The sequence below is a fragment of the Herbinix hemicellulosilytica genome (genome assembly GCF_002904165.1).
Taxonomy (GTDB): Bacteria; Bacillota; Clostridia; order Lachnospirales; family Lachnospiraceae; genus Mobilitalea; species Mobilitalea hemicellulosilytica.
Genome location: NZ_CVTD020000028.1, coordinates 68,115 through 84,675, shown reverse-complemented (window position 1 = coordinate 84,675; position 16,561 = coordinate 68,115). Strand labels below are relative to the sequence as shown.

At 35.4% G+C, this 16,561-nt stretch carries 10 protein-coding genes and 1 pseudogene; 1 reads left to right on the top strand and 10 read right to left on the bottom strand.

What is annotated here, in order from left to right:
- The 3 genes and pseudogenes from HHT355_RS12875 to HHT355_RS12865 form a co-directional block, all read right to left on the bottom strand.
- Positions 1 to 853: pseudogene (locus HHT355_RS12875) on the bottom strand (ISL3 family transposase); the annotation flags it as partial.
- Positions 854 to 957: 104 nt separating this feature from the next.
- The gene (locus HHT355_RS12870; RefSeq protein WP_158245972.1) at positions 958 to 3,192 is read right to left on the bottom strand and encodes a KAP family P-loop NTPase fold protein; all 2,235 of its coding nucleotides are present in this window, start codon (positions 3,190 to 3,192) and stop codon (positions 958 to 960) included.
- 261 nt (positions 3,193 to 3,453) lie between these two features.
- Positions 3,454 to 4,812 carry an MATE family efflux transporter gene (locus HHT355_RS12865; protein ID WP_242967681.1) on the bottom strand — a complete coding sequence of 453 codons (1,359 nt, stop codon included), beginning with the start codon at positions 4,810 to 4,812 and terminating at the stop codon, positions 3,454 to 3,456.
- Positions 4,813 to 5,307: 495 nt separating this feature from the next.
- Between HHT355_RS12865 and HHT355_RS12860 the strand changes: the two genes are divergently transcribed.
- Positions 5,308 to 7,431, top strand: coding sequence for a methyl-accepting chemotaxis protein (locus HHT355_RS12860; protein ID WP_158245971.1), 2,124 nt, complete (start codon positions 5,308 to 5,310; stop codon positions 7,429 to 7,431).
- Between the two features lie 265 nt (positions 7,432 to 7,696).
- On the opposite strand, the gene HHT355_RS12855 is transcribed toward HHT355_RS12860, so the two are convergent.
- The 7 genes from HHT355_RS12855 to HHT355_RS12830 all read right to left on the bottom strand — a co-directional run bounded on the left by HHT355_RS12855 (position 7,697) and on the right by HHT355_RS12830 (position 16,486).
- Complete coding sequence (locus HHT355_RS12855) at positions 7,697 to 8,323, bottom strand: uridine kinase family protein (protein ID WP_242967680.1); 627 nt, start codon at positions 8,321 to 8,323, stop codon at positions 7,697 to 7,699.
- A gap of 141 nt (positions 8,324 to 8,464) precedes the next feature.
- A complete protein-coding gene (nagA, locus tag HHT355_RS12850; protein ID WP_103203848.1) occupies positions 8,465 to 9,610 on the bottom strand; it encodes an N-acetylglucosamine-6-phosphate deacetylase in 1,146 nt (381 codons plus the stop codon).
- Positions 9,611 to 10,572: 962 nt separating this feature from the next.
- Complete coding sequence (locus HHT355_RS12845; protein ID WP_103203847.1) at positions 10,573 to 13,230, bottom strand: glycoside hydrolase family 3 protein; 2,658 nt, start codon at positions 13,228 to 13,230, stop codon at positions 10,573 to 10,575.
- Positions 13,217 to 13,390, bottom strand: coding sequence for a hypothetical protein (locus tag HHT355_RS13680; RefSeq protein WP_158245970.1), 174 nt, complete (start codon positions 13,388 to 13,390; stop codon positions 13,217 to 13,219). The genes HHT355_RS12845 and HHT355_RS13680 overlap by 14 nt, the downstream gene beginning before the upstream one ends.
- A 356-nt stretch (positions 13,391 to 13,746) precedes the next feature.
- On the bottom strand, positions 13,747 to 14,601 hold the full coding sequence (gene nifH, locus HHT355_RS12840; RefSeq protein ID WP_103203846.1) for a nitrogenase iron protein: 855 nt from the start codon (positions 14,599 to 14,601) through the stop codon (positions 13,747 to 13,749).
- A gap of 17 nt (positions 14,602 to 14,618) precedes the next feature.
- Positions 14,619 to 15,446, bottom strand: coding sequence for an ABC transporter ATP-binding protein (locus HHT355_RS12835; RefSeq protein WP_330403409.1), 828 nt, complete (start codon positions 15,444 to 15,446; stop codon positions 14,619 to 14,621).
- Complete coding sequence (locus HHT355_RS12830; RefSeq protein ID WP_103203844.1) at positions 15,419 to 16,486, bottom strand: ABC transporter permease; 1,068 nt, start codon at positions 16,484 to 16,486, stop codon at positions 15,419 to 15,421. Before HHT355_RS12830 ends, HHT355_RS12835 begins: the two co-directional genes overlap by 28 nt.
- Between the last annotated feature and the right edge of the window lie 75 nt (positions 16,487 to 16,561).

The window sequence follows — 16,561 nt, the reverse complement described above, 5'->3', positions numbered from 1 at the left end:
TAACATAAGATCACAAGCTTTTTTATCTTCATCTTTTAACTTATAATACCTGGTAAGAATTAATTTTCGACTTCTTTTGTAGTATTTTCTTAGAGTAGGAGTCATGGATTTTTGAATTCTTTTTCGTACATTTTCAATTGCCCAGGTTACATGCCTAATGAAATGATATTTGTCAATTATAACTACTGCATTGGGAAAATAACTATAAGCTAAATCAACATATGGCTGCCACATATCACAAACAAAGAACTTAACCCGGTATCTGTCATTACGATTCAATTCTTTAAAGTAAGCAGAAAGATGAGACCTTGTTCTGTCAGGTAGAATATCCATAATGTAATTCTTCTTAGGATTAACAATAATACATTGATATTTACCTGTATCAGCATTTCCTTTAAATTCATCAATAGCAATCGCATCTTTCAATGGAGAACTGGAATAATGAATGGTATCCAGAATTCTAGTGACCGTTGAATGAGATACATTAGCTTTATCAGCGACGGCTTTTATAGAAACTGAATTACGCAATTCATTCGCTATGTATTGAGTTAGACGTGTGGTTCGTTGCTGATAACGGGCTAAAAAATGATATTTTTCAAAAAAACGTTTTCCGCACTTGCAGCGATATCGCCTTTTTCTAAGAATGAGATAGCAGTCTTTAAACTGTAAAGGTAAATCTTTAATTTTTTGCTCACGGTAATCATGTATCTGTTTTGTAGGCTGATGGCAGCAAGGGCAGGTCTGTGTAGTGGCTTTGGTTTCAATGAAAATCTTTAAATAATTATCTGCTTGAGTAATTTTTTTCAAAAATGCCTTCCAAATTTAATAAATTTGTGATAAGATTATTAGGCATTTGTATTTACCTCCTGGTGGTTAGATGATTGACTGGCACTGGGAGGTCTTTTTTTATTATAAACTGAAAAGATGGGTTTGTGAAATAGGCATTTACTATATGCCTTATTTAATTACTCTTTTTTCTTCAATATTTTTTAATAATTTAATTACATCGGATTTAGGAATATATTTACTATACTTATAATTACCAGACACTTTTATGTAGAAAGCTACACATTTGTACTGTGTTTCCTCAGGTAACATAAATAAATCACCAGATTCAACCAAATTATTAATAGCATGAAATATCCTGTCTTCTGTCAAATATTTTTTATAATTTTCAGTAATTTCGTATTCTACATCATTACCAGTCCATGCAACTACTGAATCTTCCAAGTATCTTGCAATATTTTTTTCTTCGTTTAATGCATTTGATAGGTATTCACTCGCAAAATCTGAATCAAAATTCTCCAAAAGATAGCAAACCATTTTCCAATCTCTAAAATCAAAAAGATTATATTCATTTAATATAGCTTTTAGTCTTAGAATAAATATTTCTTCAAGTTTAATAAGTTCATCTAAAGTAATTACTTTTTTATAAGCTCTTTCAATTCCATTAGCCGCCAATCTTCCATAACCTAATTCAATCGTATTAATAATTGTTGCTATAGTTTGCAAAATTGCTATATTAGCATTATTTATTTTATTAATAAGAAAGCTAAGTCTCTCTGATGGATCAATTATATCTAATAAATCAATTATCATATGTTTTGCATAAAAGCTAGAACTTACCGAGAAAATCATTTTATTAGTAATAACATCTAATTCAGTAGAAGTCTCAAGTAACACATCTATTATAATTTTTGCTCTTTCCGATGGTATTTCAGATCTCATAGCATTTATTTCTTCAAGAAATTCATAACTAATCCCTTTTTTATCCTGATCCAGAAGATAATTTTTTAATTCATCTTGATTTAATGAGTAAACTGCTTTATTAATTTCTGCTTTTCTTAATCCAACATTATTCAAGTCAAGATCAAAATATCTATTGAACTTCTCTGGATGCGCAATCAGATTGTTTTTTCTAAACATATTTAAGTCATTTACCTCATAAGCTCGTCCAATCTTTTGTCCGAAATATGGAAACAGATGAGATAAACATGTAATGACTGTTTCTATATCGTCTTTTTTATCTTTATCTGTTTTTATTTTTTCTTTATTTTTTTGATGTAACAGCGTTTTTATTTCAGAATAATAAAAATCGTACATTTCTTTTTGTGATTTTCTATTCCAAAGTAGTAGCTCCACATTAAATTCACCTGTTAGGAATGATTTATTATTTTTGATCCATTCATAAATTTGTGGTAAAAAAATTTCTATTGCAGATATTATAACAATATCAGTAAAATCGATTTCTGAATATATAGATATTAATTTAAACTTTATTGAATTACAAAGCCGATTAATATCTCTTAAATTATTTATAAATGGATCAATACACATCATATATAATCTTTGCCATCTAGATTGTTGAAAACTTATATCTTTAAATTCATTAAGAATTGATGTCAAACGATTAAAAAATACTTGCCTTAGCTTTTCCTTTGGAATGTCTGGAATTTGAATAGGCATTTGAATTATCTTTTTTAGATAATCCTCTCCTTCACCTTCTTGAACTTTTTCTAGTGCTTTAATAACAATATCCTTATCAAATACCAATAGATAAATCATATTTGGAAACTTTGCAACAGATGCAATCAATTGAAAAACTTGTCGTATTTGCTCATTACTTAACCTATCTATATCATCAATAACAATAAGTATTCTTTTATTTTGCTTTATAAGAAGATTGATCACAAACTCTTTTTGTTTTAGTATGTCACTTTCATCAAAGCCTTTTTTCATCCTTTTACCAAGTATTTTTGTGCAGTTTTTTCCTATTAAAGCCAATGGTTTGCCAACATACGGGATCATTTCTGCCAGATCAAACGCTTCTGCATATTTTTCAACTGCATCTCCTACTTTAGCCAAATTAGTATCGCCTTTACTGCGTAATTCACTAGATAATCTAATAAAGAATTGGGATAAAAGTTGATTGGCATCATAAAAATTCCATGGCTCAAAACGTATTATTATAATTTTATTATTGTCATTTATATCTTTTTGATTTTCCTCTAATTCTTTTAGCATCATATTAACAAGAGAGGTTTTTCCACTTCCCCATTTACCACTAAGAGCAATAGTGAAAGTATCCTTATTATTCAGATTATAAATAGCTTTTGCAAGTAATTTTGCAAAATTGCTTCTTCCTAGCTGATCCTCTTTATTTGAGTTAATCGGTCTATCTGAATAAAACATATCATCCTCCATATATAACTGGGTTTTTATATACATTTTAACATAATAAACCGCAAATTCAAACAATTCCTTACAATAGTTTACTATTTTTATATGTATTAAGAATTTTTGTGTATTTGATCTGTTTCATTTTTTATATTTCATCGGCAGTATTTGTAATACATAAATTCTTTCCTCCATATATGCTCAAAAGGTAGCAGTATCACTTTATCAAGTGCCACTACTACCTTTTGTATCATTTTACATATTTTCAAAATTTTCTCACGCTTCCTGCCTTATCTTCTTCCTCGCATAAAAGAAACTTACTACCTGTCCTATTCCTGCCAGTGCCCAGGTTACAGGATAGCAGGCAAAAAGCATGTAGACGTTTCGAAACCATTTAAAGAAAGTAACCAGCCATACTATACGAAACAGGCAGGCTCCGATTAACGTACAAAGCATCGGTAATACCGAATATCCCATACCACGGGTTAACCCCGGAAAAACATTCATGATACCACATGTAAAGTAAGCTACCATAAGGACATTGATTCTGATTGCACCAAGCCGAATGACTTCAGGGTCAGAGTTAAAAATAGATAACAGCGGTCTACTGAATATCATTGTAAGCCCGCCTACTATTATCCATGTAGCAAAAGTCAAAATGGTACAAATTTTTGCTATCTCATCTATCCTGTCATATTTTTTTGCTCCCATACTCTGACCGGTATACGTTATAGCCGCATTATAATATGCATTCATGGGAGTTGCGACAAATCCCTCGATATTTCCGGCCGCGGAACTTGCTGCTACCATAGCAGTACCAAATGAATTAATTGCAGACTGAATGAGTACATTGGAAATCGAAAAAAGCAGTGACTGCAAACCGGCCGGCAAACCAATTTTTATAACTTTCGCAAGTTTTTCACGATCTATATGCAACTTTCTTAAATTCAATCGGATTGTTCTTTCCTCATTGCGTATTAAGCACCAAAGAATCAAAATCATCGACAGATACTGAGATATAATGGTAGCCCAGGCCACACCGTTCACGCTCATATTCAGTACTATAACAAAATACATGTTCAATAAGGCATTTGTAATACCGGATATCACTAAATAATACATTGGCCTACGGCTATCTCCAATTGCACGAAGTATCGCGGCACCGAAATTATATATCATACTTGCCGGGACACCAAGAAAATATATTCTCATATATACAGCGGATAAATCAATAATATCAGCAGGTGTACCGATCATAATTAACATTGGATTACAAAGTAAAAGTCCCAATATCATCACTGTAATACCTGCAATAACACTTACAGTTATTGAAGTATGGACCGATTTTTCTATTGCTTTCGCATCCTGAGCTCCATAATCCTGAGCTACTATAACACTTGTTCCCACTGATAATCCCATAAATAAGTTAACTATCAAGTTAATAATTGCACCTGTGGCGCCAACTGCTGCCATTGCTTCTTTACTTGCAAATCTTCCGACTACAACCAAGTCCGCTGCATTAAATAAAAGCTGGAGTATATTCATTGCCATGATAGGCAATGCAAAAAGGATTATTTTACGAAACATGGGTCCAAAACTAATTTCTTTATCCTTTTTATAAGATACCATTTTCATATACCTTCATTCTCTAAGTCATTCTCCCCATCAAAAAAGCAAACACACTAACCATATCACATTCCATAATAAAATTCTATCCTTTTTTACTTTATTTCGACAATTTTATTAATAATTAATAATTAATGTCTAAACGATTTATTCTTATCCCCTTATATAATTCGGCAACCTTTTATATAAAAGTTAATTCTGTAAAAATTTTTTAAATCAGCGAAACTACTAATATATATAAATTATTTTAGCTTTCAAGATAAAGTCATCTATAACATTATATAAAAATAATTTAAGATAATATATTTAGTCTAGTCAATTTTCATAATTTATGGTAAAATTAATGATATTATTCGACAAACTATTACAAATTATCTTATAATAAACCACGAGTCTATATAGATTATGATAGTGAGTAACTTGTAACGTAAGTCATTTTACCTGCAGGTACAGCACTAACATAATTTATATGGGTGGACTGGTTTTGAAACTGGAGGTAAAATGATGGGCGTTAAAAATAATTCTACTAAAGAAAACGTAAAAAACGGAATATTATCAATGCTACACAAAGGGAAGCAACTTCTAAATAAAATTCCCATGCCAAAACAGTTTTCTTCTCTGCGTATTAAATTAATCCTTTCATTTTTAATCCCCATAGCCTTTATTATCATATTAGGTATTTCTTCGTATCGATTGGCTGCCTCAGGTCTTTCTAATAAATATCAGGATACTGCTATACAAGTAGTTGAAAAAACAGCCGAATACATAAGCTTTGGTTTAAAAACAGTAGAAAACACATCGCAGGAATATCTCAGTGATAATAATATAAACAGATACTTCACATTTGCACATATAGATTCTAAGGCTGAAATGTTTCAGCTTTTAAATAACATACAAAATGATTTTGTTGTGAAAAGTACAGTAGATGACTTTATACTCAGCATCTATGTAATACCCGAAAGCATTACGGCAATTTCTTCAAAAAACAGTATTACATTGAACAGCGAAATTTATAAAGGGATTCTTGATACAGATATAGGTGAACAGTTAGTTAATAACAGGTCCAATTTAATTTGGTCTGGAAGCGATGCTTATTTAGATGAAAAGTTTGAGACAAACAGCGCAAATTACTCTTTGCGTTTAATCCGTAAATATCCTAACTTTCCATCTTTTCTTATCATCGACGTACAGGCTGATGTGATCAAGAATATCCTTAAGAACACAAATCTCGATGACACCGGAATATTAGCCTTTGTAACCGCAGACGGAAAAGAGATTACAAAAAATGATAACGAAGAAATACTTTTCAGTGACCAGTCATTTTACAAAAATGCATTGGAAAACAGTGAAATTAAAGGATCCGAATATGTAAAATTCAACGGTAAATCTTATTTGTTTATGTACTCAAAAATCGGTAATACCGGTGCTATGATTTGCTCCCTGATACCAAAATCCACTATTACCGGACAAGCAACAGGTATCAGAAACATCACCGTTCTACTGGTATTAGTAGCTTGTGTTATTGCGGTAGTTATAGCGGCAATGATATCAACCGGTATAGACAAGACTATTAAAAATGTTATATCCGGCCTTAAAAAAGCAGCTAGCGGAGACTTGACAGTTGATTTTCATACCAACAGGAATGATGAATTTAAAACACTAATTGAAGAAATAAAATCAACCTTTTCAAATATGAAAGATTTGATAAAACAGGTTAACCTGTTAAGCGGTATAGTGTCAGAGTCTTCTGTCGAATTAAATCAAACGTCTGCTGTATTCTTAAAAAACACAGAGGGTATCTCCCGTGCCATGAACGAAATAGAACAAGGAATTATGCAGCAAGCCAATGATGCTGAAGAATGCCTTGTACAGATGGACAATTTGTCAAAGAAGATTGTTCTGGTAAGCGATAATACAAAAGAAATAAGCAGGATTGCTGACCATGTTAAGGTATCGATCGCAGAAGGTACCAATTGTACACAAGAACTTAATCAGCAGACTAAAGCGACTATTGATATAACTACTGATATAATTAATGCAATTGAAACTCTGGCAGAAAAGTCGACCGCCGTAACGCAGATAACCAAAGTAATTAATGAAATAGTAGACCAGACCAACCTGCTGTCACTAAATGCTTCAATAGAGGCTGCCAGAGCCGGAGATGCCGGCAGAGGTTTTGCTGTAGTTGCCAACGAAATTAGAAATCTGGCTGAAAAATCAAAATATTCTGTTAATGAAATTCAAAAAATAATAGCCAGCATCTGGGATGACACCCAAACAGCAGTTGAAACAGCTAAAAAGGTAGAAAAAGTTATAAGCCAGCAGGAAAATGCGGTAAAAAATACAACAGTTTCTTATGATAGAATCAATGAAAGTGTTGAAAAATTGATTGTTAATTTAAATTACATCTCTGAAAATATAAACAATATCGAAGAATCAAGAATTAGTACTTTGGGATCAATTGAAAATATAAGTGCTGTACTGGAAGAAATTGCAGCATCATCTAACTCTGTAAGCCAGGCTGCCACAGAGCAGTTAAATTCCGTAGAGGCTTTGAATAATTCGGCTAAATCATTAAAAGATAATGCGGACGAGTTAACAAAGGCTGTAAAGAAATTCACGATATAAGCCAAATACATACTCTTAATAAGATTCTGTATAACATTTAGCTGAAATAATAACATTTAAAAAGCATCATTTATAAGTCTTGAGTGTATCTTATACTCCATTCTTATAATGATGCTTTTTTTATAATTAAATTACTAATTTGTTTTACACATAATAGTATCTTTTTATACCAATTCTTCTACTACCTAAAAATATTCTTTATAAATACATATCCCGTCAAAACTAAAAACCAGACTGGCTTTTAGCAGGACCGAATGCTCATTTCTTATCTTAGTTCTTTCCACTCAATCACAATCTGACTGTTTTCCCTAACTTTAAAATAATCAAAATACCTGTTTTCCATAGGTATCCACTTGTTTAAGAAAATTTCTAGCCCGTCTTCTCCGTTTCGTTTTCTTATATTATCTGTCTGAGCTTTAGTATCAATATCCATAAAGACTCGCAAATCATAAGGGTTTTCAAAATAAGGATGCTGGCTGTAGGAACCTTCTATAATATTAAGCCTCCTCGGACTTATATCGTATTCTTTATCAATCATTAGCAGACTACAGTTGAAAGTCCTATATTTAACCGGCTTTTTTTCTAAAAGAGGCATAAGTACCTCGGCCTTAAATCTTTCATAATCCACGTTTCCGCCGGGTTCTTCTAAGCGTTCTTTTGTTCTTTGGTGAGCTTGAAGAAAAAAGTCGTCCATATGAAAAAGATTGCAATCAAATATTTGCTGCAGATAATATCCCAGCGTAGTTTTACCGCTTGCACATTTGCCGTCTATAGCCACCAAAACCGGGTCTTTATCCGTTTCCTTTAAAATTACTTCTATAGCATTTACTACCGGTTTAAACCGCATTATGCATGATTCACATATTTTTAATTCAGACTTCATCTTATCCATGTATATTAACCCTCTTTATGTTATTTTAAAATAAAACATAAGCAACTTTTCAGTTTTAATTTACCTTTCATAAGTATAAACTTGTATCTTTCTAAATTTCAAAAGTCCGACTGCAAGCGCATTTCTTAAGAGTACTATCCACTATAAAATCCTGTTACCCAAAACAAACACATCCGCCACATTGTTGTTTTCATCTAGAATAACCAAATCCGCATCTTTTCCGTTCTCTATCGAGCCTTTTTTGTCAAATACATTTATAAGTCTTGCCGGATTTTCAGTCAGAAGGGGAATGATTTCTCCCAAGGGCCTTCCGGTAAACTCAAGAAGGTTTTTCAATGCCACATTTTGAGTCAAAGTACTTCCTGCTCTGGTCCCGTCTGCCAGCCTGGCATCCCCGTCTTTTACGAAAACATTATTTACTCCTAATCGGTATTCACCGTCCGGCAAGCCTGCCGCCATAATGGAATCCGTAACCGCAATAACCCGGTCAAGCCCTTTAACTTTAATCAGTAACCGGACAACACCGGGGTGCAAATGCCTTCCGTCACAGATTGCTTCGCAATAAATATCGGATTCCAATACTGCTCCCATAATGGCAGGTTGACGCTGATGAAGCAGTCTCATGGCATTAAAAGTATGGGTAGAGGCTTTTGCGCCGTTATTGATGGCTTGCCAGGCGGTTTCATAATCGGCTCCCGAATGGCCGATTGCTACGGTCATTCCCATTTCAATCATCTTCGGGATATCTTCGATAACACCTTCCACCTCGGGCGAAACCGTAATGTATCTGATATCTCCTTCTGCCCTATCCTGGTACTTTTTAAGCAAGCTTATATCGGAAGGCCTAAGAAAATGTTCAGGCATGGCTCCCTTATACATACTGCATAAAAAAGGCCCCTCCAGATGTATACCTAAAAGGTTGGCTCCCTTATGCTCTAAGGTTTTGTACTTATTATACTCATCTATGCACCATAGGGTTTGCTCCTCCGTATCAGTAAGAACGGAAGCCAACCATGACGTTGTTCCGTACTTAGCTACAGTCCGGCAAACTTTTTCCAAATCCTCGGCACTTGCCGCGTTTACATCCACCCCCGCCGCTCCGTGACAGTGAATATCTATAAAGCCGGGGATTATCTTTTTTCCCTCAACATCTATAATATCAGCGCCTTCGGGAAGTTTTTCATTATCTTCAAGTAAATAAATCTTTCCGTTTCGAATGCCGACTGTCATTTGCTTAAATGTACGGTCTTTATAGACCTGTCCGTTTATAAGATAAGTTTCGGGCATAAGAATCCTCCTTTTTAGGCCAACAAAGAAAAAACCTATTTTTGTACACTGTCAACCTGATAGCTCGATGCAAGACTGCCGTAAAAATAATACCTTTTCTCTATAATAGGCATTTATTCAACTAATACCTTCAATACCTCTTCTTTCTTTTCCCTTACTTTAACCAAAGTTTACGAATTTCTCAGAAACGCTTTTTTATTAACTCAAATAATCGTGATAAATACTTCACCTTTACCTAATAGAATAATATTTTATTTTTCTTTTAATAGCAATGTAAAGTTGATCGTAGCATTAACTTTTGAAGCCTATCGATGTTTTCATTTAACTGTTTCAGGAAACTTTAAAGGTGTTCCCGTATGCAGAGCATCAATGCCTGCTGATATTATCCGGGAACACCTTTTTATAAGCCGAAAGCTTACGCCTTTATACCAAAAAGTAATCCACACAGACTCTAATTTTCCGATGATATATCCACAAATTCTTTCATTCTATTATGTAATTTGTAATTATTCTGTTTAACTAAACATTCATAAATTGGCAAATGATATCCATGCTGCTCACAGGTTCCTACAGGTATTATAAGACTGTCTTTTTTTTAAGGTACCTTCGCACCTCATCCCAGGTCATATCGGCTAATTTCATGTCTTATTTCCTCCTGCAATTCTTTTTATGTATAATTGCTCTTATCCTGCTTCTCTTTCGTATGTATAAGAAAATACTTTTTAAAATTCATAACCAAATTTACTGGTGATTTTTACCTTTGATGATTATATCATTATAATATAAATGTGTAAACAAATTTATAATCGCTAATCACAACATAGATCCAATTCTCATATCCCTCAAGCTTTTTCTAATTGATCCGGTTATATACAAATTAAGCATCAGCCCAAAGGCCGATGCTTAATTCCATTCATTTTATTTGGCTGCTTTAAATTGATTTATTTTCTGCCAATTATAATTCAATTATTGACCCTGATTACCCAGGGCAGTTCTCCAAACTGCTCTATATATGGTTTTGCATTTTCATAACAGGATGACTGCAAAATAATTCGTAGAATATTTAATGCGCAGTACTGCAGTTCTTCTAATGTTATTTTATAAGTCCCTTCTCCTTCTTCTTTATAAACAGCCCTAATAATTTCATCAACATCCTTTTGTCCTCCGGGCATAATTAGGTCATTACCCGCTTTAATACATAACGGTGAAGAAGAAGCAGGATATTTTCTTTCTTTTTTTCCTGTTAAGAAATCAGTATTATGAGTGGCAAACCAATCTGTCATTACCAGTCCTTTAAATCCCCACTCATCTCTCAAAAGCGAAGTTAACAGTTCATAGCTGTTAGCAGTATGCACACCGTTAAGCAAATTATATGACGACATAACAGCCATAGGTTGAGATGTTTTTACAGCTATTTCAAATCCTTTTAAATATATTTCTCTTAAAGCCCTTTCGCTGACATGAGAATTTGAATAAAATCTGTTATTTTCCTGATTGTTAGCAGCAAAATGTTTTATAGTAGTACCTATACCGGGATGTTTCTGAACACCTTTTGTAATCGCAGAGGCACACATTCCGGTAAATAAAGGATCCTCGGAATAATACTCAAAATTCCTGCCACACAGCGGATTTCTGTGTATATTCATTCCCGGTGCCAGCCATAGAGTAACTCCAAACTGAAGCATTTCTTTTCCTACTAAATCACCGGCTTTCTCTATCAAGTCCATGTCCCACGATGAAGCCAGCAATGAAGCAACCGGTAATGCGGTACAATATTGATAATAATGGACAGCATCATCAGATATTTCTTCATTTGATTCTGACTCTAATCTGAATTCTCCAAACACTTCACCCCCGGACAACAGATTTCCGTCAGCATCGGTGATAAAATGAGGATTTAACCTCAGGCCTGCAGGTCCATCTGCCATAATCATGTTAGGTATTTTTCTGTCTGAACTAAGCAATGATGTCGTATCTCCTGCAGCTCCCGGGACTATATTAGAAGCATTTCCTATTATAGACTGCTCTTCTTTTTCTCCTCGTTTGGAACCCACACACAAGTTAGCCATCTCTTCTACGGTAAGCTGGGCTACCAGGTCTTCAAGAGATATATTACCCGCCATAACGTCATCCATTGTAAATTTTCTGTCGTTTGATTTATTACAATATATAGGCTTTTCTCTCTTATATACAATTTTCTCCGTATTTATATTTGTGACATCTACAATAATTCTTTTTGCACTTTTCTTTTCATGCTCCTGCGTTGGATAGGAATAAGGCTGTTTTCCTTTAGAGCTGATTTCAAAAGGCAGGTCGCTTCTGAAAAGATTTTCATGTTTTGATATTATAAGATCCCTGTTTATAACTATAACGCCTTCCACCCTGGTATTTCTGGAACTGTTTCCTACCCTAATTAAATATTCCCCTGCTTCCATAATCCAGGCAGCTTTTTTTTCGCTATAAGAAGCCATTGAAGTTAATTTATATTCAATTACAAGGACCTGGCTTTCTCCCGGTGCCAACAGTTTCGTTTTTGCGAAAGCAGCCAATTCCTGATAGGGCTTTTCTATATCTCCTTTCGGAGCTGAATAGTAAACCTGAACAACTTCTTTGCCGGAATAGCGGTTTCCGGTATTAGTTACCTTTACAGTTAATGAGATCACATCAGAGTCAGCTGTTATATCAATAGTCTTAATTTCAAATTCGGTATAAGATTTACCGTATCCAAAACAATAACTTGGTGTTACATTAAATGTATCAAAATAACGATATCCTACATAAATACCTTCGGTATAATACTCATCATCGTCATTATCATCATTAAGGCTAAAACTTTTTGACGAAGGATAATCCCAATAATCTAATGCCCATGTATCTGCCAACTTTCCTGAAGGCGCAGTAATACCAAGAAGTGCGTCAGCTACTGCAAGACCGGTGATATTTCCTGCCTGTCCTACATACATTATTGCATTTATTCCACGAATTGACTTTAAAGCTTTAGTATCTATTACCCCTCCGGTATTTAATAAAACAATACATTTTTTATATTTTTCAGAAATAAATTTAATATTTTCAATTTCATTGGCATAAAGCAGATAATCGCCTTCCTGACAGCAGCGATCCTTCCCTTCTCCGGAAATCCTTCCAATTACGTATATAGCGGTGTCGGTATCAGATTTATCAACATCTTCTTTTGTAATTAATGGTACCTGAGGTTCTCTAAAGGGATAATCAAACATAGAAAGCATTGTTGCCGAGATACCCGTACTTTCCGATAGCTTATCCAATTCTTTCAAATAGGCCTCTTTAGCTGAAGCTACTATTTTATCAAAATTATCCAGCCAGGATTTTGTTGTTATATTAAAGCCGGCTTTTTCCAGTCCATGTTCTATATTTATTACCGTTCTTGAATTGACATCCCCCGAACCTGTACCGCCCTTTACAGTCCTTCTGGCCCCATTCCCGTAAAGAGCAATATTTCCCCCACTGACTGTAAGCGGCAGTACACCGTCATTTTCCAGCAACACCATACATTCCGCTGCCATTTTACGGACAATTTCCATATGTTCTTTTTCCATAAGGCTCATTTCATGATTTTTTAATGCTTTATATTTTTTCATAATACCCCCATCCTTTTTGCTTTTTATTATTTGCAAATATTTTATCCTTGTTACAAACCATATTACCCAAACCACCATACAGTATTTGCTTATATTCATTAAAGTCTTTTTCTATATAAGCTGTTTTTCCCTTGAAGTTAGAAGTAGTATCGTCCGACATCCTGCTATGATATCTTCACAGACTTTAATGACATTAACCATTCCATTATATCTTTGAGCCGTACTAAAACCATGGGACAAATATATTTTATCAAATTTTTCTTCCTCCGTGAAACTATTCTATTAATGAAAACATATATTTTTCTAAAAATAAAGCTTTTCATCAAACAGTAATAAAAAATAATTGCAATCAAAAAATCCTTATCTTAACCGCATTATCCATAACCGTTATAAAAATAGCCGGATCACCGGTTCTTAATTACAACCATGCCGAAAGCAATAAAAAACACATAGTGCGTTTTATACACTATGTGCATCCTTTATCCGTATATTTCGGTTAAAAACATATTCCAACTTTTAAATATTATAATTATCCTTAATGGATTCCATCAACCCATACTCAAGCAATATCTCTTCCAGCCTTTCCTGAGTCATGGGCTTGGGTATTGTAAGATAAGTATTTTCATCGATAGCTTTTGCAAGATTTCTGTATTCGTCGGCCTGGCGGGAATTTGGTGCATATTCTATAACGGTTTTTCTGTTAATTTCTGCGTGCTGAACAATGTTGTCACGGGGTACAAAATATATAAGTTGTGTGCCCAGTTCTTCACAAAAGGCCCGGAGTAAATCGACTTCTCGGTCAACATTTCTGCTGTTGCAGATAATGCCCCCCAGTCGAACACCGCCCTTCATCGCAAATTTAGCAATTCCCTTTGCTATGTTATTTGCGGCATACAAGGCCATCATTTCACCGCTGGCTACGATATAAATTTCCTGGGCTTTACCTTCGCGAATGGGCATGGCAAATCCGCCGCAGACTACGTCTCCCAATACATCATAAAATACATAATCCAAGTCTTCCGTATAAGCTCCCAATTGTTCCAATAAACCTATGGAAGTTATAATGCCCCGGCCTGCGCAGCCGACACCGGGTTCCGGACCGCCGGATTCTACACATTTTATTCCTCCGAAGCCTTCACGCATAATATTGCTTAATTCTACCTCATCTCCCGTTTCACGAAGGGTATCAAGAACGGTACGCTGTGCCAATCTTCCGAGTAAAAGCCTTGTAGAGTCTGCTTTCGGGTCACAGCCTACCACCATGATTTTCTTGCCCATTTCGGCAAGTCCGGCAGTTAAATTCTGTGTCGTTGTTGATTTTCCTATGCCGCCTTTCCCGTAGATGGCTATTTGCCTTATTTTCTTGCTCATATACTTATCCTCCATAACTATATTGTATATTCCGGCTGAGGTAAAGCACTGGCCAGATGAAATTTCTCCAGAATTTCCTTGCGTATGGCAAGAAACTGCGTACTTCCTCGATCCCGAGGATGGGGAAGGTTTACTTCCATGATTTCACTGATTTTCCCCGGTCTGGGAGTCATAATAACAATACGGTCTGATAAATAAATTGCTTCGTCCACGTCATGGGTAACCAAAATCATGGTCGTTTTGTTTTTCTTATGTAGCTCCAGAAGCTTTTCCTGTATATCCGCCCGGGTAAAAGAATCCAAAGCCCCCATCGGTTCATCCAAAAGAAGCACCTTAGGATTGTTTATTAAGGCCCTGGCAATTGCCACCCGCTGGGCCATTCCACCGCTTATCTGATGGGGATATGCTTTTTCAAATCCCGTAAGCCCAACAAGGTTTATATAATGGGAAATTAAGTCTTTGTTTTTCTTATATACCCTGCGGGCTTTTAAGCCTGTAGCAATGTTTTTCTCGACCGTAAGCCAGTTAAAAAGCCCGCCCTGCTGAAAAACGTATCCCCGCTGAGGGTCAGGCCCTACTATCTCTTCTCCGTCCAGGGTAAGCTTTCCCGTTTCCGGCTTATCAAGCCCCGCTATAAGCCTAAGAAGTGTCGTCTTTCCGCATCCGGAAGAACCTATTATAGATAAAAATTCTCCACGCCGTACCGATAAATTTATATCCTGCAGGGCTTCTACCTGATTGTCGTCTTCATCAATGTAAGTACGGTTTACATTTTCTATTTTTAAAATTATACCTTCAGATACAGGATGATTTGTACTCATTCCTTCACCCAACCTTTCTGCCAACGCAAAACACGGTCTCTTATCTTAGCTATTATTTTCATTATCAGGCTAAACAGTATAGCCATAACCAGGATGGAAGCAAATACCTTATAGTAAGCCGACCACACTTTACTTAAATTTATATAATACCCCAGGCCTCCGGGCTGCCCCATCATTTCAGCCATAACAAGGGTTGTAAAGGCAAAGCCGTTGGCATTGGATATACCGGTGAAAATCTGTGGCATGGCATGAGGGACTGCAACGTGAAATACTAAAAATGATGTTTTGGCTCCTAAAGTTTTTGCCACTTCAAGCTGTGCTTTAGGCGTGGACTGGATCCCCTGGGCAGTTAAGCCTGCTATGGAAAACCAGGCGCAGATTATTATTAGAAAGACCGCCGCCATAAATGGGGTAGGAAATAAGGTTAGTGCAAACGGCATCCAGGCGACTGCCGGAATAACCCCGGTCATTTTTAATACCGGATATACCCAATAATATACTTTCGGAAACCAGCCTATTAAGATTCCGGTACCAATACCAAACACAACTCCCAGGCTAAACCCGACAACAAAAAGCCTTAAGGAATAAAGGGTATTTTCCCATATAAAGTCTCCTTCCATAATAAAAGCCTCAAGGATTTTTGCAGGCCCCGGGAAAAACGGCTGGGGAAGCAAAAGCAGTTTGGTGCCTAAAAAATCCCATAATCCCAAACCTATACCTACCGCAAAGCGAAATGGCGCCCTGTATGCGAAGTTTGACCTTCTTATGGGATCAAAATAGGAATATATGCCGGATATCCCGTATATAAGTATCAGCAAACCCAGAACAAACCTGTAAAATGTGTTAAAGGTAAGGTTAATTCCTGCAACATTGTAAACTTTTATTTCCACATCCGCTATTTGCTTTATAAAAGCATTGGAAGCAATGGCTGTGGCAAATCCCGCAAGAGTTAAGATAAAATAAACCGGCCATTCTTTTTTAGATATCAATTTTTGGCCTTTCTTACTTAACTTTGACTTTATTATGGGGAGGGCTGATGTGTAATTTTGTGATACATTTCCCATAATCAATTCCTCCTATTTTAAAACCTCCCGGAAAAATTTGCCCGGTAACTGTTCATTACCGGGCGGAGGCAATCC

What these genes read in the sequence shown, in the direction of transcription:
- HHT355_RS12870 (WP_158245972.1), bottom strand. Translation starts at nt 3,192, where the DNA reads ATGTTTTATTCAGATAGACCGATTAACTCAAATAAAGAGGATCAGCTA.
- HHT355_RS12865 (WP_242967681.1), bottom strand. Translation starts at nt 4,812, where the DNA reads ATGAAAATGGTATCTTATAAAAAGGATAAAGAAATTAGTTTTGGACCC.
- HHT355_RS12860 (WP_158245971.1), top strand. Translation starts at nt 5,308, where the DNA reads ATGGGCGTTAAAAATAATTCTACTAAAGAAAACGTAAAAAACGGAATA.
- HHT355_RS12855 (WP_242967680.1), bottom strand. Translation starts at nt 8,323, where the DNA reads ATGGATAAGATGAAGTCTGAATTAAAAATATGTGAATCATGCATAATG.
- nagA (WP_103203848.1), bottom strand. Translation starts at nt 9,610, where the DNA reads ATGCCCGAAACTTATCTTATAAACGGACAGGTCTATAAAGACCGTACA.
- HHT355_RS12845 (WP_103203847.1), bottom strand. Translation starts at nt 13,230, where the DNA reads ATGAAAAAATATAAAGCATTAAAAAATCATGAAATGAGCCTTATGGAA.
- HHT355_RS13680 (WP_158245970.1), bottom strand. Translation starts at nt 13,390, where the DNA reads ATGTCGGACGATACTACTTCTAACTTCAAGGGAAAAACAGCTTATATA.
- nifH (WP_103203846.1), bottom strand. Translation starts at nt 14,601, where the DNA reads ATGAGCAAGAAAATAAGGCAAATAGCCATCTACGGGAAAGGCGGCATA.
- HHT355_RS12830 (WP_103203844.1), bottom strand. Translation starts at nt 16,486, where the DNA reads ATGGGAAATGTATCACAAAATTACACATCAGCCCTCCCCATAATAAAG.